18 protein-coding genes and 1 pseudogene are annotated in these 25,047 nt (G+C 63.2%); 10 read left to right on the top strand and 9 right to left on the bottom strand.

The genetic code is table 11. The features are described from left to right. Positions 1 to 124: 124 nt before the first annotated feature. On the bottom strand, positions 125 to 1,030 hold the full coding sequence (locus FQ664_RS17795) for a LysR family transcriptional regulator (protein WP_144173751.1): 906 nt from the start codon (positions 1,028 to 1,030) through the stop codon (positions 125 to 127). A 364-nt stretch (positions 1,031 to 1,394) separates the two neighbouring features. On the opposite strand from FQ664_RS17795, the gene katG reads away from it, so the two are divergent. Both katG and FQ664_RS17785 read left to right on the top strand, forming a co-directional pair. Further along, entirely contained in the window at positions 1,395 to 3,623 is a 2,229-nt protein-coding gene (gene katG / locus FQ664_RS17790) for a catalase/peroxidase HPI (protein WP_144173749.1), read from the top strand. 98 nt (positions 3,624 to 3,721) lie between these two features. Beyond that, positions 3,722 to 4,213 (top strand): GNAT family N-acetyltransferase, encoded by a 492-nt coding sequence (locus FQ664_RS17785; protein WP_144173748.1) that lies wholly within the window; start codon positions 3,722 to 3,724, stop codon positions 4,211 to 4,213. 125 nt (positions 4,214 to 4,338) lie between these two features. Here FQ664_RS17785 and FQ664_RS17780 read toward each other — a convergent pair whose 3' ends face one another. Continuing rightward, positions 4,339 to 5,712: an 8-oxoguanine deaminase gene (locus FQ664_RS17780; protein ID WP_144173747.1), complete on the bottom strand. Its 1,374-nt coding sequence runs from the start codon at positions 5,710 to 5,712 to the stop codon at positions 4,339 to 4,341. Between the two features lie 272 nt (positions 5,713 to 5,984). After that, positions 5,985 to 7,379, bottom strand: a complete 1,395-nt coding sequence (locus FQ664_RS17770) for an APC family permease (RefSeq protein WP_144173746.1) — start codon at positions 7,377 to 7,379, stop codon at positions 5,985 to 5,987. Between the two features lie 280 nt (positions 7,380 to 7,659). On the opposite strand from FQ664_RS17770, the gene FQ664_RS17765 reads away from it, so the two are divergent. The 5 genes from FQ664_RS17765 (at position 7,660) to FQ664_RS17740 (ending at position 15,371) form a co-directional block, all read left to right on the top strand. Further along, positions 7,660 to 8,502, top strand: coding sequence for a helix-turn-helix transcriptional regulator (locus FQ664_RS17765; protein WP_144173745.1), 843 nt, complete (start codon positions 7,660 to 7,662; stop codon positions 8,500 to 8,502). A 41-nt stretch (positions 8,503 to 8,543) separates the two neighbouring features. Continuing rightward, a complete protein-coding gene (locus FQ664_RS17760; RefSeq protein ID WP_144173744.1) occupies positions 8,544 to 9,926 on the top strand; it encodes an aspartate aminotransferase family protein in 1,383 nt (460 codons plus the stop codon). 189 nt (positions 9,927 to 10,115) lie between these two features. Next, positions 10,116 to 11,609 carry an aldehyde dehydrogenase gene (locus tag FQ664_RS17750; protein ID WP_144173742.1) on the top strand — a complete coding sequence of 498 codons (1,494 nt, stop codon included), beginning with the start codon at positions 10,116 to 10,118 and terminating at the stop codon, positions 11,607 to 11,609. 157 nt (positions 11,610 to 11,766) lie between these two features. Then, positions 11,767 to 14,652: an HD domain-containing phosphohydrolase gene (locus FQ664_RS17745; protein ID WP_144173740.1), complete on the top strand. Its 2,886-nt coding sequence runs from the start codon at positions 11,767 to 11,769 to the stop codon at positions 14,650 to 14,652. A 518-nt stretch (positions 14,653 to 15,170) separates the two neighbouring features. Next, positions 15,171 to 15,371, top strand: a complete 201-nt coding sequence (locus FQ664_RS17740; RefSeq protein ID WP_144173739.1) for a DUF3077 domain-containing protein — start codon at positions 15,171 to 15,173, stop codon at positions 15,369 to 15,371. A gap of 101 nt (positions 15,372 to 15,472) precedes the next feature. Here the strand turns inward: FQ664_RS17740 and FQ664_RS17735 are convergent, their stop codons facing one another. Beyond that, positions 15,473 to 17,185 (bottom strand): FAD-dependent oxidoreductase, encoded by a 1,713-nt coding sequence (locus FQ664_RS17735; protein ID WP_144173738.1) that lies wholly within the window; start codon positions 17,183 to 17,185, stop codon positions 15,473 to 15,475. A gap of 187 nt (positions 17,186 to 17,372) precedes the next feature. Here FQ664_RS17735 and FQ664_RS17730 point away from each other — a divergent pair, with 187 nt between their 5' ends. The 3 genes from FQ664_RS17730 (at position 17,373) to FQ664_RS17720 (ending at position 20,175) form a co-directional block, all read left to right on the top strand. Then, entirely contained in the window at positions 17,373 to 18,149 is a 777-nt protein-coding gene (locus FQ664_RS17730) for an IclR family transcriptional regulator (RefSeq protein WP_144173737.1), read from the top strand. 140 nt (positions 18,150 to 18,289) lie between these two features. Beyond that, positions 18,290 to 19,342 (top strand): Gfo/Idh/MocA family protein, encoded by a 1,053-nt coding sequence (locus tag FQ664_RS17725; RefSeq protein WP_144173736.1) that lies wholly within the window; start codon positions 18,290 to 18,292, stop codon positions 19,340 to 19,342. A gap of 17 nt (positions 19,343 to 19,359) precedes the next feature. Then, entirely contained in the window at positions 19,360 to 20,175 is an 816-nt protein-coding gene (locus FQ664_RS17720) for a sugar phosphate isomerase/epimerase family protein (RefSeq protein WP_144173735.1), read from the top strand. Between the two features lie 291 nt (positions 20,176 to 20,466). On the opposite strand, the gene FQ664_RS17715 is transcribed toward FQ664_RS17720, so the two are convergent. The 5 genes and pseudogenes from FQ664_RS17715 to FQ664_RS17695 form a co-directional block, all read right to left on the bottom strand. Continuing rightward, positions 20,467 to 21,792: an MFS transporter gene (locus FQ664_RS17715; protein ID WP_144173734.1), complete on the bottom strand. Its 1,326-nt coding sequence runs from the start codon at positions 21,790 to 21,792 to the stop codon at positions 20,467 to 20,469. A gap of 299 nt (positions 21,793 to 22,091) precedes the next feature. After that, positions 22,092 to 22,469, bottom strand: a complete 378-nt coding sequence (locus FQ664_RS17710) for a histone-like nucleoid-structuring protein, MvaT/MvaU family (RefSeq protein ID WP_144173732.1) — start codon at positions 22,467 to 22,469, stop codon at positions 22,092 to 22,094. Between the two features lie 220 nt (positions 22,470 to 22,689). After that, positions 22,690 to 22,947, bottom strand: coding sequence for a PAAR domain-containing protein (locus FQ664_RS17705; protein WP_144173730.1), 258 nt, complete (start codon positions 22,945 to 22,947; stop codon positions 22,690 to 22,692). After that, positions 22,944 to 23,840 (bottom strand): hypothetical protein, encoded by an 897-nt coding sequence (locus FQ664_RS17700; protein WP_144173728.1) that lies wholly within the window; start codon positions 23,838 to 23,840, stop codon positions 22,944 to 22,946. Before FQ664_RS17700 ends, FQ664_RS17705 begins: the two co-directional genes overlap by 4 nt. A 2-nt stretch (positions 23,841 to 23,842) precedes the next feature. Further along, positions 23,843 to 25,047: pseudogene (locus FQ664_RS17695) on the bottom strand (T6SS effector BTH_I2691 family protein); the annotation flags it as partial.

The following is a 25,047-nucleotide window of genomic DNA, read 5'->3' as shown; positions in this document are numbered from 1 at the left end:
TGTAGCGGCCTCTTCGCGGGTGAGCCCGCTCTCACAGGTACAGCGCAGTCCTCGGGCAGGGTGCTGGACCTGTGGGTTTACCCGCGAAAGGGCCTTCAAACGCGACCCTTCAGAGGTCGATGAATCACTGCGTGGCCATGAACTGCAGGATGCGTTCGCGCAGCCAGCGCTCGGCCGGGTCGTTGTCCTGGGCGCCGCTCCAGACCATCGACAGTTCGGCTTCGGTGATTTCGAACGGCGCCGGGTCGGCACGCAGGCTGCCGTCGTCGGCCAGGGCGCAGGCGGCGTAGTCCGGTACCGTGGCGATCATCTCGGTGCTGCGCAGCAAGGCGCGCAAGCTGCCGAACTGCGGCACCGCCAGCACCACCTTGCGGCAGCGGCCGATGCGCGCCAGGTCGAGGTCGATATTGCCGCTCATGTCGCCGGAGAACGACACCATCACATGCGGGCGGGCGCAGTATTCGTCGAGGGTCAGCGGGCCCGGGCGGTCATCGGCGCGCAGCACCCGCACGCCGATGTCGCGCAGTTTGCGACGCTTGGCGGTGGCTGGCAGGTCTGTGGTGTAGCTCACGCCCACCGAGATCTCGCCGCTGGCCAGCAGCCCCGGCATCAGCAGGAAGTTGGCCCGGCGCACCACCACGCTGATGTCCGGGGCCTCTTCGCGCAGGGCCTGCAGCAGGGCAGGGAACAGGCCGAATTCGGCATCGTCCGACAGGCCCAGGCGGAACACGTTGCAGCTGTTGGCCGGGTCGAACTCACGGGCGCGGCTGATGGCGGCGGAAATCACGTCCATGGCCGGCCCCAGCTCGGCAAAGATCTGCATGGCCCGTGGCGTGGGCTCCATGGCCCGGCCGTTGCGGATCAGCAGCGGGTCGTCGAACAGTTCACGCAGGCGGGCGAGGGCGGCGCTGACGGTGGATTGGGTGATGAACAGCTTTTCGCCTACCCGGGTCAGGTTGCGTTCGATCATCAGGGCTTCGAACAGTACCAGCAGGTTCATGTCGACGCGGCGCAGGTCGTTGCGGTTCATGAGGGGCGGGTTCCGGAATAGAGGGCTTGGCGGTGTATTGAAGCATGTGGGTGGCCTGGTTGCCTTGTATGGATGTGCCCGCGAAGAGGTCGGCACAGGAAAGCTGACAGAGCCAGCCTATCACCCCTCAATAGCCACTCTATTAGAACTCTGCCCAAGCTCGGCTAGTCTTTCCCCTGGCCCCGCGAATTCCTTGAGTGGGCGGCATGTCAGCACCTGGGTGCAAGACTGCGCCAACCCCGTCGTGACAGCTTCGCAAGCCCCGTGTAGACCTGATGAGGGGGAGCACGAGCCCACGCGCTCGGCTGAAAGAACACTTGGCATAGACCGGAAATCTGGATAACCGACCCAAAGGTACCCGCAGATGTCGAACGAATCGAAATGCCCGTTCCATCAAACCGCAGGTGGCGGCACCACCAACCGTGACTGGTGGCCTGACCAGCTCAACCTGAGAATTCTTCACCAACATTCCTCCAAGTCCGACCCGATGGACCCGGGGTTCGACTATGCCAAGGCGTTCAAGAGCCTCGACTTCCAGGCCCTGAAGAAAGACCTGACCGCCTTGATGACCGACTCCCAGGACTGGTGGCCCGCCGACTTCGGCCACTACGGCCCGCTGTTCATCCGCATGGCCTGGCACAGCGCCGGGACCTACCGTATTGGCGATGGCCGGGGTGGTGCAGGCTCTGGGCAGCAGCGCTTCGCTCCGCTCAACAGCTGGCCGGACAACGTCAGCCTGGACAAGGCCCGGCGCCTGCTGTGGCCGATCAAGCAGAAGTACGGCAACAAGATCTCCTGGGCCGACCTGATCGTACTCACCGGCAACGTCGCCCTCGAATCCATGGGCTTCAAGACCTTCGGCTTCTCCGGCGGGCGTGCCGACGTGTGGGAGCCGGATGAAGATGTGTACTGGGGTTCGGAAAAGGTCTGGCTGGGCGGTGACACCCGCTACGGCAAGGCCCAGCCGCCCGGCCAGGGCGACCTGGTGGCGGAGCCGGCCAAGCGTCCGGAGGAACAGGGCCGTAACCTGGAAAACCCGCTGGCTGCCGTGCAGATGGGCCTGATCTACGTAAACCCGGAAGGCCCGGAAGGCAATCCCGACCCGGTGGCTTCGGGCAAGGACATCCGTGACACCTTCGGCCGCATGGCCATGAACGATGAAGAAACCGTGGCCCTGATTGCCGGCGGCCACGCCTTCGGCAAGACCCATGGCGCTGGCCCCGCCGACAACGTCGGCCCCGAGCCTGAGGCTGCGGGCCTGGAGCTGCAGGGCCTGGGTTGGGCCAACAAGTACGGCAGCGGCAAGGGCGGCGATGCCATTACCAGCGGCCTGGAAGTGATCTGGACCTCGACCCCCACCCAGTGGAGCAACGAGTACCTCAACAACCTGTTCAACTATGACTGGGAGCTGACCAAGAGCCCGGCCGGTGCCCACCAGTGGCGGCCAAAGGACGGCAAAGGCGTGGGTAGCGTGCCGGACGCTCACGACCCGGGCAAGAGCCACGCGCCTTCGATGCTCACCTCCGACCTGGCGCTGCGCTTCGACCCGATCTACGAGCCGATTGCCCGTCGTTTCAAGGACAACCCTGACCAGTTGGCGGACGCCTTCGCCCGCGCCTGGTACAAGCTGATCCACCGCGACATGGGCCCATTGGCGCGCTATCTGGGCCCGGAAATGCCCAACGAAGAGCTGCTGTGGCAAGACCCGTTGCCAAAAGTCGACCACCCGCTGGTGGGCGAGCAGGACATTGCCGCGCTCAAGGCCAAGGTGCTGGCGTCGGGCCTGAGCGTTGGCGAGCTGGTGGCCACCGCCTGGGCGGCGGCGTCGACCTTCCGCGGCTCGGACAAGCGTGGTGGGGCCAACGGTGGTCGCCTGCGCCTGGCGCCGCAGAAGGACTGGCCGGCGAATCAGGGCACGGGCAAGGTGCTGGCGGCCCTTGAGCAGATCCAGGCCGAGTTCAATGCCGGTGGCAAGAAAATCTCCCTGGCCGACCTGATCGTTCTCGCCGGTGCCGCCGCAGTGGAAAAGGCTGCCAAGGACGCCGGGCACAACCTCAGCGTGGCGTTCCGCCCGGGGCGTACCGATGCCTCCCAGGCGCAGACCGACGTCGAATCGTTCGCCGTGCTGGAACCACTGGCCGATGGCTTTCGCAACTTCACCAAGGCCCGCTACAGCGTCAAGGCCGAGAAGCTGCTGCTGGACAAGGCCCAGCTGTTGACCCTCACCGCGCCTGAAATGACCGTGCTGATCGGCGGCCTGCGTGTGCTCGGCGCCAACCATGGCGGCAGCCAGCAGGGCGTGTTCACCGACAAGGTCGGTACCCTGAGCAACGACTTCTTCCGCAACCTGCTGGACATGGGCGTGGAGTGGAAGCCGACCTCGGCGGATAACGAAACCTTCGAAGCCCGCGATCGCAAGAGCGGGCAGGTGAAGTGGACCGGTAGCCGGGTTGACCTGGTGTTCGGTTCCCATGCCCAGTTGCGGGCGTTGAGTGAGGTATATGGCAGCGCTGATGGCGGTGACAAGTTCGTGCGCGACTTTGTGGCGGCCTGGCAGAAAGTGATGGAACTGGACCGTTTTGACTTGAAGTAGCAGTGTTTTCCGGGGGCGCTCTGCGCCCCCCCTTCGCGCCAGTGGCGGCGCTCATTTACCATGGCGGCAGTTTTTAGCCATTGCCAAGGAAACCCGCCATGCGCGCCCCTCAGTTCCGCACCCCCACTATCGCTGACGCCGAACGTTGCTACGCCATCGAAATCGGTGCCTATGAAGGCGATGAGGCGGCCACGCTGGAGAAGATCCGCACCCGCATCGCGCAGTATCCGCAAGGCTTCCTGGTATTGGAAAACGCGGGCGAGATCATCGGATTCATCAACAGCGGCTGTGCCCACCAAGTGGTGATGTCCGACGAGGCATTCAAGGAGTTGATCGGGCACGACCCGGCGGCGCCAAACGTGGTGATCATGTCGGTGGTGGTGGACCCGGCGCACCAGGGCAAAGGCTACGCCAAGCAGTTGATGGATGAATTCATCGCCCGCATGAAGGCGGCGGGCAAGCTGACTATTCACCTGATGTGCAAGGAGCAGCATGTGGCGTTGTACCAGAAGCTGGGGTATCAGTATGTGAAACCGTCGCCGTCGGACCACGGCGGCATGGCCTGGCATGAAATGGTCATGGTCTTCTGATTTCGCAAAATGTCCTGGCCTTTTGGGCTGCGCTGTCGCGTAAAGAACTGAATTCGCAAGCGCTCCGCGTACCCTGTGGGAGCCGGCTTGCCGGCGATGGGCCGCAAGGCGGCCCGAATGGCGGCTTATTCGCCGCAGACCAACTGGCGTGCCAACTGGTTGTGGCGCTCCAGCACCCGTGGCAGGTCGACCGTGACCAGCTGGCCATCCTTCACTACCACACGGCCATTGATGACGCTGGTGTGCACCTGGGTCGGGGTGCAGAACACCAGTGCTGCCAGCGGGTCGTGGTGGCCACCGGCGTAGGCCACGTGGCCGAGGTCGAAGGCGACGAAGTCGGCCACCATGCCTGGGGCCAGGGCGCCGATGTCATTGCGGTTGAGCACCTTGGCGCCGCCGAGTGTTGCAATTTCCAGCGCCTCGCGTGCGGTCATCGCGTCGGGACCGAAGCCCACCCGTTGCAGCAACAGGGCCTGGCGCACTTCACCGATCATGCTGGCGCCGTCGTTGGATGCCGAACCGTCGACCCCCAGGCCCACCGGGACCCCATGGTCGCGCATCTTGCGCACCGGGGCGATGCCCGAGGCCAGGCGCATGTTCGAGCATGGGCAGTGGGCGACACCGGTGCCGGTGCGGGCGAACAGCTCGATGCCATGCTGGTCGAGTTGCACGCAGTGGGCGTGCCACACGTCGTGGCCGACCCAGCCGAGGTCTTCGGCATATTCGGCGGGGGTCATGCCGAACTTCTCGCGGCTGTAGGCGATGTCGTTGACGTTCTCGGCCAGGTGGGTGTGCAACGACACCCCGTACTGGCGTGCCAGCACGGCTGCTTCGCGCATCAGGTCGCGGCTGACCGAGAACGGCGAGCAGGGCGCCACCACGATGCGGCGCATCGAGCCGTGGCTGGCGTCGTGGTAGTCCTCGATCAGGCGCTGGGACTCCTTGAGGATGTCGGCTTCCTTTTCCACTACCGAATCAGGCGGCAGACCTCCCTGGCTGCGGCCCACGCTCATGCTGCCGCGTGCGGCGTGGAAGCGCATGCCGATCTCGTCGGCGGCATGGATGCTGTCGTCGAGCTTGCAGCCGTTGGGGTAGATGTACAGGTGGTCGCTGGAGGTGGTGCAGCCGGACAGGATCAGTTCGGCCATGGCGGTCTGCGTCGACACCGCGATCATCTCGGGGGTCAGGCGCGCCCAGATCGGGTACAGGTTGGTCAGCCAGTTGAACAGCTCGCCGTCCTGGGCCGCCGGTACCACGCGGGTGAGGCTTTGGTACATATGGTGGTGGGTGTTGACCAGGCCAGGGATGAGCACTTTGCCGGCCATGTCCAGCACCACGTCGGCGTGCTGCGGCAGGGTATCGCTGGGGCCGACCTGACGGATCAGGTTGCCTTCGATGAACATTCCGCCGTTCCTGATCTCGCGGCGTTTGCCGTCCATGGTGACCAGCAGTTCGGCGTTTTTGACCAATAGTGTTTTTGGAGCATGTGTAGATGACATGGCTTAAGCCTGTCGCAATACGCATCGGCGATTACCGATGTCATAGGCGCAGGGCATTGTAAGCAAGGTTTTTGAGAATTGTATACATGGCTGATGGTCCGGTGCTGGCTTCTTCGCGGGCACGCCCGCTCCCACAGGTACTGCACAGAACTCAAGCACTGTGCGGCCCCTGTGGGAGCGGGTTTACCCGCGAACACCGGCATAGACGGTGCCATCCATCGCGTCGCCAGCTTCGTGGGTAAACCCGCACACAAGGACCACGCAAGCGTGGCTCACTCGGCCATCTGCAACTCTGGCAACTTCACCCGAAACGCCCGGGTCAGCCCCAGCAGCACCACAAGGCCCATGCCCATCCAGCACAAACCGATGGTGAACGACAGGCTGGTCAGGCTGCTCCATAGCCACAGCGTGCTGAGGAAGCCCAGGCCGGGGATGGCGCCATACAGCAGGTAGTTGCGACCACCACGCAGCTTGTGGTCGATCAGGTAGTGCTTGACCACGGCCAGGTTCACCGCCGAGAAGGCGAACAGTGCGCCAAAGCTGATCATGTTGGCCACCGTGTCGAGGGTGATCGCCAAGGCCAGCAGCGACAGCAGGCTGACTACCAGGATGGCGGTGGCCGGTACGCGCTTTTTCGTCACCAGCTGGCCGAACGCCCGGGGTAACGCACCGTCGCGGCCCATGGCGAACAGCACCCGCGATACGCTGGCCTGGGACACCATGGCCGAGGCGAAGCAGCCGGCCACATAGGTGGCGGTGAAGGCGGTCACCAGCAGCTCGCCGCCGACCCGGCGCATGACGTCCACCGACGCCGAGTCCGGGTCGGCGAAGCTGCCCCAGTCAGGGAACACCATCTGTGCGCAGTACGACACCACCAGGAACAACAGGCCACCGATCAGTGACACGGCGAGGATCGCCACCGGAATGCGGTAGGTCGGGTTGCTGGTTTCCTCGGCCATGGTCGACACCGCATCGAAGCCCAGAAACGACAGGCACAGCACGGCGGCACCGGTCATGATCAACGGCACGCTGAAACCTTCGTGGTGGAAGGGCGCCAGCAGCGACAGCGGCTGCGCCTGCCCGCTGAGGTTGTGGATGGACAAGGTGACGAAGACGATGATGAACACCAGTTGCACCACCACCAGGATCCAGTTGACCCGGGTGATCGACTCGATGCCGATCAGGTTGAGGAAGGTGACCAGGGCAATGGAGCCCGCCACCCACACCCAGGCGTGGATGGCCGGGAAGTATTCCGACATGTAGATGCCGATCAGCAGGTAGCTGAGCAGCGGCAGGAAGATGTAGTCGAGCAGCAGGGTCCAGCCGGCGATGAAGCCGATGTGGCTGCCGAAGGCCTTGCGCGTGTAGGTGTAGACCGAGCCGGAGTAGGGGTGGGCCTGGACCATGCGGCCGTAGCTGTAGGCGGTCAGCAGCATGGCGGCGAGGGTCAGCAGGTAGGCGGTGGGCAGGTGCCCTTTGGTCATCTGGGTGACCAGGCCGTAGGTGGTGAACACGGCCAGCGGCACCATGTAGGCAAGGCCGAACAGCACCAGGGCGGTCATCCCCATGGACTTGCGGAAGCAGCCGGTGTTGGCGCCGGGTTGCGAAGGTGCATGCGGGGCGGGGCTATGTGCAGGGCTTTGGGCTGTACTTGTTGTTGTATGCATTGCTAACTCCTGAAAAGGGATGCAGGACACCGCGGCAGGCGAGCAGGCTCGCTACCGGTGGGCGTTGTGCAAGGAGGTTGAGCGAAAGGCTCGCAGCGCTGGGGCGGGTTGATGCTCCCATACCCTGCAGGTACCCGGAATCACCCTTTGGGGTGAGCCGGGCAAGCGCTGCAGCCGCTCACCCCAAAGGGTGATTTCGGTGGCCGCAATGCCATGGGAGTATCTGCTCATCAACGCACCGCACTGGCGGCGGTGCCTTACGTCATACGGCAGGCCCACAGTGACTGATCAATTGCTTTCACAACGTTGGTTCGAGCACCAGGCCAAGGTCACCGAGGCCATTGGCCGACCGGGCTTTGCCGCCAACCTGTTTGCGGCACTGGGTGTGATCCGGCCAATCCAGGCGACCACGGTGTACCTGTACCCACACGACGGCATGCCTTGCGCACTGTTCGAGCAGGATGACAAGGCGCCCTGGCAGCCCGAAGGCAATGTCAGCCGCTACCTGTCCGGCTTCTACCTGCTCGACCCGTTCTACGGCGCCTGTGTGGAGCAGGTCGAGTCCGGTTGCTACGGCCTGTTCGAAGTGGCGCCCGACCATTTCGAGCTCAGCGAGTACTACCAGTCGTTCTACCGGCACTCGCACCTGGAGGATGAGCTCAACTACATCCTGCAGGTCGCACCCGGGCAAAGCCTGGCGGTATCGCTGGCGTTCACCGACAAGCTCGATGGTCAAACCCGTGCGCTGTTCGGGCGTATCACGCCCTGGGTGCTGGCGGTGCTCAGCAAGCACTTCGCCGGGCTGGACAGCCGCACCGGGCGCTTCGAGAACATCCTCGAGCAGCGCATCCACGCGGCCCTGAACAACTTCGGCAGCTCGCTACTGACCGAGCGTGAATGCCGTATCGCCCAGCTGATATTGCGTGGCCACTCGACCAAGTCGCTGGCCGAGCGCCTGGGGGTGTCGGAGGACACCATCAAGTCTCACCGCAAGAACGTCTACGCCAAGCTCGACATCGGCACCCAGTCCGAGCTGTTCTCCCTGTTCATCGACGCCCTGGCCAATGCCCAGGGCGTGCTGGGCAAGGACCCGCTGGAAAGCTACATGGGCAAGCTGCGCTGAGCGCCAGCAGCCCTGCAACCCACCGCAAAGGAAAACCAACAATGAATGCGCCTTTCGCCCCGCAACGCCAGACCCGCGACTACCAGGCATCCGATGCCGCGCACCACATCCATGCCTTCCTCGACCAGAAGGCGCTGAACGCCGAAGGGCCGCGGGTGATCGTCGGTGGTGAACGCCTGCACCTGTGGGACAGCGAGGGCAAGCGCTACCTGGACGGCATGTCCGGCCTGTGGTGCACCCAGCTTGGCTACGGCCGCCGCGACCTGACCGCTGCCGCTGCTGCGCAGATGGACCAGCTGGCGTACTACAACATGTTCTTCCACACCACCCACCCGGCGGTGATCGAACTGTCCGAGCTGCTGTTCAGCCTGCTGCCGGGGCACTACAGCCACGCGATCTACACCAACTCCGGCTCCGAGGCCAACGAGGTGCTGATCCGTACTGTACGCCGTTACTGGCAGGTGGTCGGCCAGCCGAACAAGAAGATCATGATCGGCCGCTGGAACGGTTACCACGGCTCGACCCTGGCCGCCACGGCGCTGGGTGGCATGAAGTTCATGCACGAAATGGGCGGGCTGATCCCGGATGTGGCGCACATCGACGAACCGTACTGGTACGCCGAGGACGGCGACCTGACCCCGGCCGAATTCGGCCGCCGCTGCGCCCTGCAACTGGAGGAAAAGATTCTTGAGCTGGGTGCCGAGAACGTCGCCGGCTTTATCGCCGAGCCGTTCCAGGGCGCGGGCGGCATGATCTTCCCGCCGGAAAGCTACTGGCCCGAGATCCAGCGCATCTGCCGCCAGCACGACGTGCTGCTGTGCGCCGATGAAGTGATCGGCGGCTTTGGTCGCACCGGCGAATGGTTCGCCCATGAGTACTTCGGCTTCGAGCCCGACACCCTGTCGATCGCCAAGGGCCTGACCAGCGGCTACGTGCCCATGGGCGGGCTGGTGCTGAGCAAGCGCATTGCCGAGGCGCTGGTGGAGCGGGGCGGGGTGTTCGCCCACGGCCTGACCTATTCCGGCCACCCGGTGGCGGCGGCGGTGGCCATCGCCAACCTGAAAGCGTTGCGTGACGAAGGCATCGTGCGCCAGGTGAAGGACGACACCGGGCCATACCTGCAGCGCATTCTGCGTGAGGTGTTCGCCGACCACCCGTTGATCGGCCAGGTGCAGGGCGCCGGGCTGGTGGCGGCGCTGCAGTTTGCCGAGCACAAGCCGACGCGCAAGCGCTTCGCCAACGAGAACGACCTGGCCTGGCAGTGCCGAACCTTTGGTTTCGAGGAAGGGGTGATCATTCGCTCCACCCTGGGCCGGATGATCATGGCGCCGGCGCTGATCGCCAACCACAGCGAGCTGGATGAGCTGGTGGAGAAGACCCGGATTGCCGTGGACCGCACGGCGCGGCTGGTCGGCAAGCTCTAAAAATCTTCGAGCGCACCGCAGCCCCTGCGGGAGCGGATTCACCCGCGAAGAATGCGCCACGGTGCATGGCACCGGCTTCGCCGGTGTTCGCGGCGGTTCGACGCCTCGATGGACCCGCTCTCACAGGGCTGTATCGACACTGCATCTTACAAGCAACAGAGACCGCCACGACGGTCGCCTGGAGTACCCATGTACACCCTCGAATTCTGGCAACAACGCGCCTCGGACCTCTACCTCCCGGCCAATGCACTGATCGACGGCAAACCCGTCAACGCACAGGACGGCACTACCTTCGCCGCCATCAACCCCGCCAGCAACAAGGTATTGGCACAGGTCGCCGCCTGCGGCCAGGCCGAGGTCGACCTGGCCGTCGCCAGCGCCCGCAGGGCTTTCGAGCAAGGCCCATGGCCGCGCATGGCCCCCGGCGAGCGCAAGAAGGTCCTGCTGCGCCTGGCCGAGTTGATCATGGCCCATCGCGAAGAACTGGCCCTGCTGGACTCGCTGAACATGGGCAAGCCGGTCATGGACGCTTACAACATCGACGTGCCGGGCTCGGCGCAGGTGTTCGCCTGGTACGGCGAGGCGCTGGACAAATTGTACGACCAGGTGGCACCCACCGCGCCCAACGCGCTGGCCACCATCACCCGCGAAGCCCTCGGCGTGGTCGCCGCCGTGGTGCCGTGGAACTTCCCGCTCGACATGGCCGCCTGGAAGCTCGCCCCGGCGCTGGCTGCCGGCAACAGCGTGGTGCTCAAGCCCGCCGAGCAATCCCCGTTCTCAGCCCTGCGTCTGGCCCAGCTGGCGCTGCAGGCCGGTGTGCCGGAAGGCGTGCTGAACGTGGTGCCGGGCCTGGGCGAGCAGGCCGGGCAGGCGCTGGGCTTGCACCCGGACGTGGATTGCCTGGTGTTCACCGGCTCTACCCAGGTGGGCAAGTACTTCATGCAGTACTCGGCACAGTCCAACCTCAAGCAGGTATGGCTGGAGTGTGGTGGCAAGAGCCCCAACCTGGTGTTCGAAAACTGCCAGGACCTGGACCTGGCTGCGGAAAAGGCGGCATTCGGCATCTTCTTCAACCAGGGCGAGGTGTGCTCGGCCAACTCGCGGCTGTACGTGCAGCGCTCCATCCATGACGCGTTCATCGAGCGCCTGCAGGCCAAGGCCCGCCAGTGGCTGCCAGGCAACCCGCTGGACCCGGCGAGCCGGGCCGGTGCGATTGTCGATGCCGGGCAGACTGGCCGGATCGAAGCCGCCATCGCCCGCGCCGGGCACGATGGGGCGCGGTTGGTGTGCGGTGGTCGGCGCCTGACTATCGACGGTTCGGACAATTACATCGAACCGACCATTTTTGCCGGTGTCGATGGCCGTATGAGCCTGGCGCGGGAGGAGGTGTTCGGGCCGGTGCTGGCGGTCAGTGCCTTTGACAGTGAAGAGCAGGCCATACGCCTGGCCAACGACAGCATCTATGGACTGGCGGCGTCGCTGTGGAGCGATGACTTCAACCAGGTGCATCGAGTGGCGCGGGCGTTGAAGGCCGGCACTGTGTCGGTGAACACGGTCGATGCGCTGGACGTGACGGTGCCGTTCGGCGGCGGCAGGCAGTCCGGGTTTGGCCGCGACCTGTCGCTGCATTCGTTCGACAAGTATTCGCAGCTCAAGACCACCTGGTACCAGTTGCGCGCCTGAACCTATTGCCCTCAAGGCATGCTCCTACAAGGGTCAGTGCTGGCTAGAAGAGTCGTGCAAGGCTAAATTTCTTCTCCAGCCCGGCAAAAAGCCCGCCCGCCCTCTACACTGCTGCGGGTATCAGCCAAGGCAATGTGCCATACATGGAGTACCTGAGATGGGCTGCGTGTCGAATGGTCGTGCTGCTGGCAACGCCGGACGTGGCATTTCACTGCAGTGGCTGGTGGCACTCGCCATCGTACTGGGCATGCTGCTGCTCGGCGCCGCCCTGGCCTGGCAGGGTTATCGCGGCATTCGCCAGACTTTGGTGGCCGCAGCGGGTGATTCTGCCCAGCAAATAGGCAAGACCATCGACGAGCGCGCCCGGCGCCTGATCGACCCGGTGCACAGCAGTATCCGCCTGCTCGCCCACAACCCGGCTGCGCAAAACGCGGCGCAGCGCCTGGAACGCTTGCCGCAACTGGTCGAGACGCTGGACGCCAACCGCATGCTCAGTGCTGCCTACATGGGTTACCCCAGTGGTGAGTTCCTGCTGGTGCGTCGCTTGCGCGACCCGCAATTGCTGCAGCGTTTCGCCGCGCCGCCGGGTACGGCATTTCTGGTGCAGAGCGTCAGCCGTGAGGGGGGGGCGGTGCAGGGTGAATGGCGTTTCTACGACCGCGCGCTGAACCTGCTGCAGGCCCAGGCCAAGCCCGAATACCGCTACGACCCGCGCACACGCCCTTGGTTTGTCGAAGCCAGCGCCCAGCCCACCACCGTGCTGACCCACCCGTATGTGTTCTTCACCACCCGCGAGATCGGCCTGACCATGGCCCAGCGCAGCATCGACGGCGGGGCGGTGATCGGCATGGACGTTTCGGTCGACGACCTGGCCAGCGAGACCCAGGGCCTGCGCATGACCCCCGGCACCGAGATCGTCGTGGTCGACGATCAGGGCAGCGTAGTGGCCTACCCGGACCTGCAGCGGGTGATCGTGCACGAAGGGCAGGCCGTGCGCTTGTCGCGCATCGGTGAACTGGGCATTCCCAGCCTGGAGCACCTTTACGCCGACCTGCCGCTAGGCGCCCGGGCGCAGCCTTATCAGGTGGACGGCCAGACTTGGTATGGCATGCGGGTGCCACTGACCACCCTGGCCGGGCAGGACCTGCAGGTGCTGATTGCCGTGCCAGGTCATGAGTTGCTGGCCGGTGCGCGTAAGGTACTGCTCGAACAATTGCTCTGGACCGCTGCCCTGATGAGCGTACTGCTGGTGCTCGGTGGTGTGCTCGGTCGGCGTATCGGCCGCCCGTTGCGGCTGCTGGCTGAACAGCTACAAGGCCTGGCCGGCTTTGATTTCAGCCGCGAAGTGGGGGTGCGCTCGCGGGTGTCCGAGGTACGTGAACTGAGCCGCGTGCTCAGCCGCATGTCCGGCACCATCCGCAGCTTCCAGGCGATCACCCTCACACTCAGCCGCGAGCGCGACCTGGAGCGCATGCTCGACGGTGTGTTGAGCCATCTGGTGGAAGCCTCCGGGGTCAATGCCGGCGTGGTCTACCTGTTCGATACCGAGCACGCCTTGCTGCGCCTCGCCGCCGCCTGCCGCGGCGAGCAGTACCCGGGCGAGCTGGCCGTGGACCAGGCTGCCCAGCAGCACCTGGCGGCGGCGGTCACCCAAGCCCTTGGTCTACAGGAGCACAGCCTGGCTTTGGTGCTGAATGACCGTAGCCAGGCGCTGCTGGGCATCCTGGTCCTGCAACTGGACGATGAACATGTACATGAGCAAGTGGGCCAGGCGTTTCGGCGCTTTGTCGAGGAACTGTCCGGGGTGGTGGCGGTGGCCATCGAGACGCGCCAGCTGGCCGAAGCCCAGCAACGCCTGCTGGATGCCATGATCAAGCTGCTGGCCGACGCCATCGATGCCAAGAGCCCCTATACCGGCGGCCATTGCGAGCGGGTGCCACAACTGGCGCAGATGCTGCTGGACCAGGCGGTGGCGGCCGAAACCGGTCCGTACGCCAACTTCAGCATGAGCGCGGCTGAACGCTACGAATTCCGTGTGGCGGCCTGGCTGCACGATTGCGGCAAGGTCACCAGCCCCGAATACGTAGTAGACAAGGCGACCAAGCTGGAAACCTTGTACAACCGCATCCATGAGGTACGCATGCGCTTCGAAGTGCTGTGGCGCGATGCCGAGCTGGCCTACTGGCAAGGCCTGGCCAGCGGTGCCGACCCGCAGGCGCTGCAAGCCACCCTGGCGCGCAGCCAGGCCCAGCTGCAGGACGACTTCGCCTTCGTCGCCCAGGCCAACATTGGCGGCGAGTTCATGCAGGACGCCGACATCCAGCGCCTGCAGCAGATTGGCCAGCACCGCTGGCAGCGCCACTTCGACAACCGCCTGGGCATTTCCCGTGATGAGGTGGAACGCTTTGCCGACCTGCCAGCACCTGCGCTACCGGTTGACGAACCACTGCTGGCCGACCGCCCTGAGCATTGCGTGCCCTGGGGCCCCCGCAAGCCGCCGGTGGCCAAGGACGACCCGCGCAACCGCTGGGGCTTCGACATGTGCCTGCCGGCCTACGCCAGCAATTACGGCGAGCTGTACAACCTGGCGATCCGCCGCGGCACGCTGAATGATGAGGAACGCTTCAAGATCAACGAGCACATCGTGCAGACCATCATCATGCTCAGTTCCTTGCCGTTTCCGCGCCAGCTCAAGCGGGTTCCGGACATCGCCGGCAACCACCACGAGAAAATCGACGGCAGCGGCTACCCGCGCCGGTTGGGCGAGCAGGACCTGGGCATTGCCGAACGGGTGATGGCGATTGCCGACATCTTCGAGGCGCTGACCGCGGCCGACCGGCCTTACAAGGCGCCGAAGACTTTGTCCGAGTCAGTGAAGATCCTGGTGGGCATGGCCCGCGACGGGCACATCGACGGGCAACTGCTGGAGCTGTTCCTCAGCAGCGGTGTGTACCGCCAGTATGCCGAGCGCTTCCTGCGTGCAGAGCAGATCGATGAGGTGGATGTAGCGTACTGGTTGGGGCAGATGCGTTGCCCGGCCTGAACGAAAAATCAGATTTAGCCCCTTCCTTGTAGGCCATTTCCTAAAGATACTCACGCCGCCTGTTTCCCGTTGCGGCCGCTTTGGCAGCGCTCTAGTCTCGGCGGGTCGCGACGAGATACTTCGCATGGCTTTGCCCTTCATGGTGGCTGTGCATGGGGCACGTTCGCGTGCGCCGGTTCTGGTATCCGCCGGTCTGTCAACCTATGTACAGCTGCCACCTACCTACCTGTTTGACAGCAGGCCGGTAGTGGCCCAACAAATGGATACCAAAGCATGCTGAAATTTGTCCCCGATCCACCCCAAATCCCCCATTCATTCGAAGGCCCACTTGATCCAGGTGCAGATGCCCAATTTGCATTAAGGCTTTATTGATGTGTCGCCAGGGCAGGCCTCTTCGCGGGTGAACCCGCTCCCACAGGATCATCACAGTCTTCAAGACTTGCACAGTACCTGTGGGAGCGGGTTTACCCGCGAAAGGGCCGGCTCAGGCACTCGAGATATTTCAGGGGGATTGAATAATGACCACAGAAGACACCCAATTCACTGTCGGCAAGACCACCTTCTACCAAGGCGAAAACGGCACCCACCCACTGTTCCGCATCGAGCTCACCATCACCGGGCTGATGGATGAGAAACCGATGATGATCTGGGCCGCTCATTACCTGAGCGCGATGGCCAAGGCGCTGATGGATGATGCCGAACTGGGCATGAAGCAGTGAGAGTTTGCCTTCAGATCGCATGAGGGCCGAAAGGCGTTTGCCGTGGCAGTTTCAGCGCTCGGTCTCACAGGTGCTGCAATCCTTTCGGTATGCAGGACCAATCACTCATACCCCCGCACCCCGGCAATATGCCGCCCGGCCACATAGCCAAAGGTCAGTGCCGGGCCCAGGTTGATGCCCCCCGACGGATACCAGCCGCCAAACACGCTGGCCATGTCGGTACCCGCCGCATACAGGCCTGCAATCGGCTGCCCGGCCTCATCCAGCACCCGGGCACTGCCATCGGTGCGCAACCCGGCAAAGGTGCCAAAGCAACCGGGCTGTACCTTCACCGCATAGAACGGCCCCTGCTCGATGGGCGCCACACACGGGTTGGGCCCTTTGTGCTGCGGGTCGCCCTGCTTGCGGTTGAACGGTGTGGAGCCGCGACCGAACGCTGGGTCCTGGCCGTTGCGGGCATGGTTGTTGAAGTCGCTGACCGTGGTGCGCAACCCTACCGGGTCGATGCCGCAGGCCTGGGCCAGCTGTTCAAGGGTGGCGCCTTGCCTGAGATAGCCGCTGCGCACGTGCGGCCACACCGGCAGCGGCGCCGGGCGGGCATGGCCCAGGCCATAGCGACGCAGGAAACGATGGTCGCAGATCAGCCACGAGCACACCTCTTCATTCTGTGGCACCGCGGCGATCATGGCCGACACATAATCGTAGTAGCCGTGCGCTTCGTTGACGAAACGCTTGCCGTTGGCCAGTACACCGATGATGCCCGGTTTTCCGCGTTCGATGATGTGCGGGAAGTGGCCAACACTGCCGTCGCGGTGCGGCACCTGCGAAACCGGCGCCCAGGCCACCGGCGACTTCAGCTCGGTGGCGACCACGCCGCCGGCCGACTCGCCCAGGCGCAGGCCGTCGCCCGAACAGCCCTTGGGGGGCAGGGCCAGGTTGTCATGGCCGCTGGCATCGCGCGGGAACAGTTGCCGGCGCCGGGCGTTGTCGTTGGGGAAGCCACCCGCCGCGAGCACCACGGCCTTGGCACAGATCAGTTGCTCGCCCTGCGGCATTGCTACCAGCGCCCCGCGCACCTGGCCATCCTCGACCAGCAGGCGTTTGGCCGGCGCCGATTCCTGCAGGCGCACGCCCAGGTCCTGTGCCGACTTGGCCAGGCGGGCCACCAGCGCCACGCCGTTGACCAGGTGCATCGCCCGGCCATACCGGGCCAAGTGGTATAAGTGGCGGCCAAAGCGCTTGCACACGTGCAGCAAGGCCTTGGGTGAGCGGGTCATGTTGAGGAAGGCGGCAAGGTCGGCACCGGCCATGATCGGCATGCCCATGAACGAAGTTTCGCGCAGGGTCTTGCGCAGGCGTGGCAGCAGCGCGCCAACCTCGCGGGCATCATAGGGAGCAGCGATCACCTGGTGCCCACCTTGGGCTGCACCCGGTGTGTCGCCATGCATGTCGGGGATGCCGTTGCCGGCGGCAAACTGCAGCACCGTGTGCTTTTCGAAAAACGCCACCATGTGCGGGCACGCCTCGAGAAAGGCGTCGATGCGCTCGGCGTTGTAGTACGCCCCCAGCTCGTTGCGCAGGTAGGTGCGCGGCTGCTCGATGTCTTCCTCGATGCCGGCCCGGCGTGCCAGCGGGTTGCGCGGCACCCAGGCCCAACCGCCGGACCAGGCAGTGGCACCGCCGAACACTGGCTCCTTCTCCACCACGATCACCTTCTGCCCATGCCAGGCAGCCGTCACCGCCGCAGCCAGCCCGGCGGCACCAGAGCCTATGACCAGTACATCGCATTCGGTTTCGAAGGGAGCAGAAGGCATTGCGGGATTCCTGTATTATTATTGGAACAAGGTTCCATATTCTTGTTGGCAGCGAATCGCCCCGCAAGGGTGTGGCGACCATCCTGGGCAAGTAATGGGCGATAACCGGACATTTCCCGGGCTGCGGCGTCTATCGGCGGTGTGGAATCATCTTCTAGAATTCGCAAAAATTTCAGGGACCCGTGTCATGGCTGGTAGTCAGATCGAACGCGCCTTCAGTCTTGTAGAAAGCCTTACCGGTGAGCCGCAGGGGCTACCGTTGCAAACCCTGGCCGAGCGCCTGGACATCCCCAAAAGCGCCGCCCATCGCATGCTCGCCGAGCTGGTGCGGCTGGGCTATGTGCGGCAGAACCGTGACAACAGCCGCTACCAGCTGTCGGCCAAGCTGGTGGCGCTGGGCTTTCGTTACCTGGCCAGCAGCGGTGCTGACATCATCCAGCCGATTCTCGACCGCCTGGCGCAGGACAGCGGCGAACTGGTGCGTCTTGGTGTGATCGACGGTGCCCGCCAGACCTGGATCGCCAAGTCCCAGGGCGCCCGCTCCGGGCTGCGCTACGACCCGGACATGGGCCGCGACGCGCCGCTGTTCTATACCGCGTCCGGGCATGCCTGGCTGGCCAGCCTGGACGATGAGCAGGCGCTGCAGATGGTGTTGCGCCAGGGCATTGCCGACCCGGCGCAGTTCGGCCCGAATGCGCCACGCTCCACCGACGAGCTGCTCACCTACCTGCACCGCGCCCGCGAGCGCGGCTATGCCTGGGTCGAGGAAACCTCGGCGATTGGCACCTCGGCCTTGGCTGCGGTGGTACGCCGCCCGCAAAGTGATGAGGTGATCGGTGTACTGAGCATCGCCGGGCCCAGTGCCCGCCTGGCGCAAACCCGTCTGGCAGAGCTGGCGCCGCTGTTGCTGGCGGCGGCAGAAGAGCTGTCGGCGGCCAGTCGGGCCAGCGAGCTGTTCGCCTGACGGTGCATTTCCGGTCGATTACCGCACAGTCCGTCCTGCCGGTTCTTCTGAAAAGCCGAACATGGTTCTAAATTGTCGAATGTAGATTGTGGAACCTGGTTTCACAATCCGCATGACAATCATGACAAGAGGACAGGCTGTTGAACGCACCCCTTCGTATTGCCTTGATCGGCGCCGGCATCATGGGCCGCCAGCATTACCAGCATTTGCTCAATGTGCCGCAGGCCCGGCTGTGCGCCGTGGCCGACCCGAGCCCGCAGGCCGAGGCCTTCGCTGTCGAATGCGGCGTGCCGTGTTTTGCCGACCACCGTCAGATGCTTGAGCACGTGCGCCCCGAGGCAGTGATCGTCGCCAACCCGAACAACCTGCATGTCGCCAGCGCCCTGGATTGCGTCGAGGCTGGCGTACCGGTGCTGGTCGAAAAACCGCTGGGCGTGCATCTGGATGAAGTACGCGCGCTGGTGCAGGCCTCGCGCCGCCGGGGGGTACCCGTGCTGGTTGGCCATCACCGCCGGCACAACCCGTTGATTGCCAAGGCCCACCAGGTGATCAGCGACGGCAAGCTGGGCCGGCTGATCAACGTCACCGCGCTATGGCAGTTGCAAAAGCCCGACAGTTATTTCGAAACCCCCTGGCGCCGCGAGCCGGGCGCTGGCTTCCTGCTGACCAACCTGATCCATGACCTCGACCTGCTGCGCCACCTGTGCGGCGAGGTGGTACAGGTGCAGGCGTTCACCCGCAACGATGTGCGCGGTTTTGCCAACGCAGACAGCGCGGCGGTGCTACTGCAGTTCGCCAATGGTGCGTTGGGCAGCCTGACCGGCTCCGATGCGGTGGCCGCACCGTGGAGCTGGGAACTGGATTCCGGCGAAAGCCCGGTGTACCCACGCCAGGATGGCCAGCCGTGCTACCTGCTGGCCGGCACCCGGGGAGCGCTGAGCATTCCGCAACTCAAGCGCTGGCATTACGCCGAGGCCGGGTCGGGCTGGCACACGCCGTTGTTGCAGAGCGAGGAAAGCATCCCCGTCGGCGAGGCATTGACCCTGCAATTGCAGCACTTCGTGCGGGTGGCTCGGGGTGAACAAGCGCCGCTGATCGATGCCGCCGACGGTGGCCGCACCTTGGCGCTGATCGAGGCGATCCGCCAGGCAGCGGAAAGTGGCCGGGCCTGTGCGCCCGAGCACATCGCTTAACGTGTTTGGTGACGATAATGACTGATCGAATTTTCTCCCTGGCGGCCCTGACGGTGCTCGAGCTACCCCCACCGGACATGGTCGAGGCAGCAGCCCGCGCCGGTTACAGCCACGTGGGCCTGCGCCTGCTGCCTGCTACCGAGCAGGAGCAGCACTTCCCGCTGCTGGCCGATGCCGACCTGCGCCGGCAAACCCAGGCGCGCCTGCGCGACACCGGCATCAAGGTGCTCGATCTGGAAATCCTGCGGCTGAAGCCGGAAACCTGCGTGGCCGATCTCGAGCCGATTCTGGCGGTGGGTGCCGAACTGGGCGGCACGGAGCTTCTGGTGGCTGGCAACGACCCGGATGAGGCGCGTTTGACCGAGCGCTTTGCCGCGTTGTGCGACCTGGCGGTGGGGTATGGTATTCATCCGCATCTGGAGTTCATGCCCTGGACCGATGTACGTGACCTGCGCCAGGCCATGCGGGTGGTGGCCAATGCCGATCGCGCCAATGCCTGCGTACTGGTGGATGCCTTCCACTTCAACCGCTCCGGGTCTTCGTTGGGCGACCTGGCGCAGCTGGCGCCGCAGCGCATGCGCTATGCCCAGTTGTGCGACGTTACCGGCCCGGTACCGGCCGACATGGACGAGATCCTGCGCCAGGCGCGCAATGAACGGCGCTTCCCCGGCGAGGGCGATGCCGACCTGGTCGGCTTGCTGCGCGGCTTGCCGCCAAGTGTGCCGCTGAGCCTGGAAATCCCCACACGGCAGTTGCTGGAGCAGGGCATCAGCGGCGAACAGCGTGCGCGCATGGCGCTGGAGAAGGCCATGGCAGTGTTGGCCAGAGTCTGACTGATAGAACGCGGCGCATGGCACGGGCTATCGCCCGTATTCGCGGGCACGCCCACTCCCACAGAGCTGCACATGATTCACTGACTTGGCAGGGGCCTTGTGGGAGCGGCTTTAGCCGCGAACACCGGCGCAGCCGGTGCCAGGCACCGCGTTGGATTCTTCGCGGCTGAAGCCGCTCGCACAGGTACAGCGCATGTCTTGAGTCAGGCGTGGCCCCACACACAGTGCGTGTATCAGATTGGTCAAAAAAAGGGCCCGCAAGGGCCCCGTGGAGGTAAGTGGCCAGCGCGTTCAGGCGCGCTCGATCTTGCGCGGCGCCATGAAGTACATCCATGCCAGCGCCAGGAAGTACATCGCCGGGATCATGGTGAACAACACGGCATAGTTGTTATGGGTAGCGGTCAGCACGCTACCGACGATCTGCGTCATGAACATCCCGCCAATCGCCGCGCACATGCTGCCGAAACCGAACACAGTACTCACCAGGTGCTTGGGCGTGTAGTCCATCACCAGGCTCCAGATATTCGCTGTCCACGCCTGATGTGCGCCCACTGCCAGCGAGATGGCCGTCACCGCGACCCACAGGCCACTGGCGTGGGCGGCAAAGGTGACGCTGACCATGGTGCAGGCGAAGATCAGCATCGACACCAGCCGCGCCGTGGTGGCGCGCACGCCACGGCCGATCAGCCAGGAAGACAGGATGCCGCCGCCGATGCTGCCGAAGTCCGCCGTCAGCCAGATGATGATCAGCGGGATACCCATCTGCGTCACGTTGATGCCCAGGCTGTACTGCTGGTTGAGGAACGGTGGCAGCCAGTACAGGTAGAACCAGAACACCGGCGCGGTAATCGCGTAGGCCAGCGCAAAGGCCCAGGTGCCGCGCAGGCGCAGGATGCGGCTGAACGGCACGCGGGTTGGCTCAGGCTCGTCGTCCTGCTGGATGTACGCCACCTCGCTCTGGCGCACCCGCGGGTGATCTTCAGGGTTGTAGTACTTCAGCAGCCACAGCACCACCCACACCAGGCCAAGGCTGCCCATGGCGATGAACGCGGCCTGCCAACCCCACACGGCCAAAATCAGCGGCAGCAGGGCCGGCGTGACCATGGCGCCGACGTTGGTGCCGGCATTGAACAGGCCGGTGGCGATGGCCCGCTCGCCAGCCGGGAACCACAGGCGCACGGTCTTCACGCAGGCTGGGTAGTTGGCGGCCTCGGTCAGGCCGAGGATGAAGCGGCAGAGCATGAAGCCGGCGGCCGAGGTGGCCAGGCCATGGGCGCCGGTGGCCAGGCTCCACAGCAGCACGGCAAAGAAGAACGCGCGTTTTACCCCGACCTTGTCGATCAGCCGGCCCTGCAGCAGGAAGCCGACCGCGTAGCCGACCTGAAACCAGAAGTTGATGTTGGCGTAGTCCATCGCCGTCCAGCTCATTTCCTTGGCCAGGACGGGCTGCATGATGCCGAGCGCGGCACGGTCGATGTAGTTCAGGGTGGTGGCGAAGAACACCAGGGCAAGCATGCCCCAACGGGTCTTGCCGACGCCGAAGGCGCCGCGAAGCTTGTCGCCGATCGAACCTTGGGGCATTCGGGCGGCGGCGGGGGTGATCTTGGAATGGGTCATGAACTGCTCGTTTCTTGAAATTGTATTCAGCTGCGGTGCTACGGGCGCGTGACCGGTTCCCAGGCAGGGGGCACGCAAGGCCGGAGCATGGTGAGCAGTGAAGGCGGCAGCGTCAATTCAAGGACGGGGCTAGTGTTCGGTTACCGAACGGTTGCGTTGGCCTGCGGGGCGAGGGGCAGCCTGGATCGAAGCTAGGCGGTATGCACCTCTCGCTGTTTGATAAACGCAGACTTGGCAGGTGGCGGCGGGAGGAAGGGCTGGATGTGTTCCGGATAGGGAGTCAACTGGCTCAAGTGCAATCAGAACCATACAGTTGCCCAGCTTTCGACCTTCGCGCGGCCGTATTGCTTGATCCACAATTGGAGGGTTTTGTGTGACGTGCTCTTCGCTTCTACCACCTCGCCGGTGTAGGGGTTTCTGTAGTGCTTGCTTTGCCGCGATCTGAAACGGGGGAGTGGTGGAGGTGGTGACCATAGGTGTTGAGTGCTGTTGTCTTGACTTTCACTGATGGCTAATACATTCGACAGGTCGAATTGGTATTCGGCAAGCAAGTCGTGGAGTTTGCTTTCGAACTCGAATTCGCGCTTTAGGCGGGGGTCGATTTTTATGAAGGAAAGTTCGGACTTTTTGGCGGCGAGTAGCCGTTCGAGGGCGCGGAATTCGGCGAGGCGGGACATGTTGTTTCTCCATCAGTTGATGGATGTAGTGTTAGTTGCTGCTGAGTAGGAATGCAAGCAATGAAATAATTTGTGAAATGTTTTTGGCGGGTTGTGGTGGTCTCGCTGTTATTGGATTTGTTTGGTTTTTAGTTGCCTGTGTAAGTATATTCCTACATGTGGGGTTTATTAAGCTAGAGTAAGTTGGTGTGGGGATGTGGTAGGTGGCTGGCTTTTGCCTTTAGTCAACGAGCCAACCTGGGTCTCCCTCAACCAGAGTCCCTCCGTGGCTGGTTGTGTCTCCCTCCCGTGCCGCTGGTTGGCCCTCGATGATCGTGCAGGCAGCGCCTGTTTCGATGACGGCACCGCAACTGATGCGGTCGCCCACACGTGCGACGGCTCTGCCATCGACGAATGTTGCGCTTGCGCCGGTTTTCACGGTGCCTTCGCCATGCAGCGGGCAGCTATGACGGTGACCTACGAGTACGATGGGTTTCATTTGCGCTTCCTTTTGCCTGGTTGCAGAGGTGCCTCTTCGAAGGCTTCTGCGGGCGGTGCGGCTGCTCGGACGTTGAACAGGCGGCAGACGCCGTACCAGCAGATGGCGACTGAGAGGTTGTAGGGGAACAGCACGGCCCAGAACGGCAGTTGCCAGTTCTTCTTGCCTTGCATTTCACCGGGTTCGCCGGTTCGCCAGGGGGCGTAGTGGCGCCAGGCTTCTGCCGGGGTCAGGCAGATCGCGTGCAGTGGCTTGTGCCACCAGTTGGGTTCGCCGGGTGGGGGAAGTTTGTCCGGGCCGTGGTCCATGAAGTGGCGGAGGTATTCCCAGACTTCGGCAACGTGTTTGACGCCCGGTTCGGTGGGTTCGTTGCTGTCCACCCAGAGGCAATCCTTTTGGTGGAGGCTGCCGTCCTCTCGGCGAGGGGCGAAAGCGAGGGCATAGCTGGTGCTGAACGATGAACCGCCAAACTCAGTGCGCTTGAAAATTCCTCCTCCGGTGTTATTCCAATCGAAGATTAACGTCTTGCTCAAACGTTGATAGTAAATCTTTCGAGTTGGCCGGTGGAGGCAGATGTTAGATAAGTTTTTTATAAGGTATATTCGGTAGGCGAGGAAGGGGAAGAATATAAAGGGGGTGAGTGTGAATCCGATCATCAGTGCTAGGTCGAAAGTATAAGGGTTCCAGGCATCGCTTGAGAAGAAAGTAGTGGGATAGATGCCGGCCATAACTATTATAATCGATGCGCAGTATAACTTCCCCATGAAAACAGAGTCTGTTATCCAAGGATTTCGCAGGCATATAGTATTTTTGGATAAGCTCAATAGCTGTCCGCCAATAGCAGGTTTATGACCTGAATCGGATGTCGTGTTGAATAGCCAAATGGTTGCCATGATCAGCGCTCAAGACGGAAAATTGAATGGATCTCATTGTCTCCGTCTAGCCCTTGGTTGGCGCTGTAGGCGAGATGTAGGGAAACATGGTGCTGGTTGGATAGTGTGTTCTCGAAATGCAGAACCAAACCCGCAGCTACGAGGTGGGCAGAGGGGGCGATTGAGAAAACGTCCATCCCCTCATCTTCACGAATGCTACTTAAACTTCCTGACCATTCGCTTGCCCCTAACACGAAGCCTGGCAGAAGCACTGTGAACTCAACGGTTGGCTGAGTCGTGACTACTTCGTTATGTGTGATGGCTGTCCAGTTTGGCGGCGTCCAGTGATCGTTCTGATGCCATCGGGTATCGACTTTGTTTACGCCTAATGATATGGCCTGTTCGGCTGATAGTAGTTTTGGCCCGTAATGCTCATTGTGCCAATCTTGGATTTCCGCGTGCAGCGATGGGAAGGCAGGCAGTTTTTTTTCATAGTCCAAGGTGATTTCAGGACGGACCTCTCCATCGTTAATTCGATTGCCGAAGATACTACGCGCGGCCCAAAGCTCAATTGGGCTGTGAAGTTGCTCATGTGCTTTGGCGTGGAGATAGAAGCCTCCTCCAAGGATTGCTGCACCTACAAGGACAAGCGCAGCTGCGGCCCATCCGGCAAAGGGCACCAACGACGTAGCGCCAGCAACTGCAAGTCCTGCTTCAAGTACGACGATGGAGCCAGCAGCCATGGTTGCGCCGCCAGCCGTCGTATACCTAGCTGCCATTTTGTTCCCATTACTGCGCTGACGCTGTGCCTTAAGTACATCAGCAATTAGGCCAGTTATTATTGCAGGGTATCCTGCTAAACGCGCAAACAAATTACTACTTAAGAACTTGATTATGCCATTGCCAAAAGCTATTCCTGGTGCTGTTGAGCTCAACCTCAGCATCACGGCTTTTTGCGTTGCGCGCACGCTGACTAACGTCGCCGCCACTGCACCGATCACCCCGAAAATCGATGAAGCAAACCCCATGGTGTATTCCGGTGCATCGCTCTGCTGCAGGCTGTTGTAGGCGGTCTTTAGCGAAATCACGTTGAACCACAGCATCCCCGCATTCAAACCACCGCCCACGCCCGACGTCAGTAACCCGAGAAGGTTGGGTTTCACTCGCACGGTGGTGGTCAGTTCGATTGAAACCGTCCGGCTTCCCGAGATGCGCAGTTGCTTCATTT

Source organism: Pseudomonas persica (assembly GCF_900291015.1).
Lineage (GTDB): Bacteria > Pseudomonadota > Gammaproteobacteria > Pseudomonadales > Pseudomonadaceae > Aquipseudomonas.
This window is presented reverse-complemented; position numbering and strand designations above follow the sequence as displayed.

Excerpts from the sequence above, each read along its gene's own strand:
- FQ664_RS17795 (WP_144173751.1), bottom strand. The coding sequence starts at position 1,030 with ATGAACCGCAACGACCTGCGCCGCGTCGACATGAACCTGCTGGTACTG.
- katG (WP_144173749.1), top strand. The coding sequence starts at position 1,395 with ATGTCGAACGAATCGAAATGCCCGTTCCATCAAACCGCAGGTGGCGGC.
- FQ664_RS17785 (WP_144173748.1), top strand. The coding sequence starts at position 3,722 with ATGCGCGCCCCTCAGTTCCGCACCCCCACTATCGCTGACGCCGAACGT.
- FQ664_RS17780 (WP_144173747.1), bottom strand. The coding sequence starts at position 5,712 with ATGTCATCTACACATGCTCCAAAAACACTATTGGTCAAAAACGCCGAA.
- FQ664_RS17770 (WP_144173746.1), bottom strand. The coding sequence starts at position 7,379 with ATGCATACAACAACAAGTACAGCCCAAAGCCCTGCACATAGCCCCGCC.
- FQ664_RS17760 (WP_144173744.1), top strand. The coding sequence starts at position 8,544 with ATGAATGCGCCTTTCGCCCCGCAACGCCAGACCCGCGACTACCAGGCA.
- FQ664_RS17750 (WP_144173742.1), top strand. The coding sequence starts at position 10,116 with ATGTACACCCTCGAATTCTGGCAACAACGCGCCTCGGACCTCTACCTC.
- FQ664_RS17745 (WP_144173740.1), top strand. The coding sequence starts at position 11,767 with ATGGGCTGCGTGTCGAATGGTCGTGCTGCTGGCAACGCCGGACGTGGC.
- FQ664_RS17740 (WP_144173739.1), top strand. The coding sequence starts at position 15,171 with ATGACCACAGAAGACACCCAATTCACTGTCGGCAAGACCACCTTCTAC.
- FQ664_RS17735 (WP_144173738.1), bottom strand. The coding sequence starts at position 17,185 with ATGCCTTCTGCTCCCTTCGAAACCGAATGCGATGTACTGGTCATAGGC.
- FQ664_RS17730 (WP_144173737.1), top strand. The coding sequence starts at position 17,373 with ATGGCTGGTAGTCAGATCGAACGCGCCTTCAGTCTTGTAGAAAGCCTT.
- FQ664_RS17720 (WP_144173735.1), top strand. The coding sequence starts at position 19,360 with ATGACTGATCGAATTTTCTCCCTGGCGGCCCTGACGGTGCTCGAGCTA.
- FQ664_RS17715 (WP_144173734.1), bottom strand. The coding sequence starts at position 21,792 with ATGACCCATTCCAAGATCACCCCCGCCGCCGCCCGAATGCCCCAAGGT.
- FQ664_RS17710 (WP_144173732.1), bottom strand. The coding sequence starts at position 22,469 with ATGTCCCGCCTCGCCGAATTCCGCGCCCTCGAACGGCTACTCGCCGCC.
- FQ664_RS17705 (WP_144173730.1), bottom strand. The coding sequence starts at position 22,947 with ATGAAACCCATCGTACTCGTAGGTCACCGTCATAGCTGCCCGCTGCAT.
- FQ664_RS17700 (WP_144173728.1), bottom strand. The coding sequence starts at position 23,840 with ATGGCAACCATTTGGCTATTCAACACGACATCCGATTCAGGTCATAAA.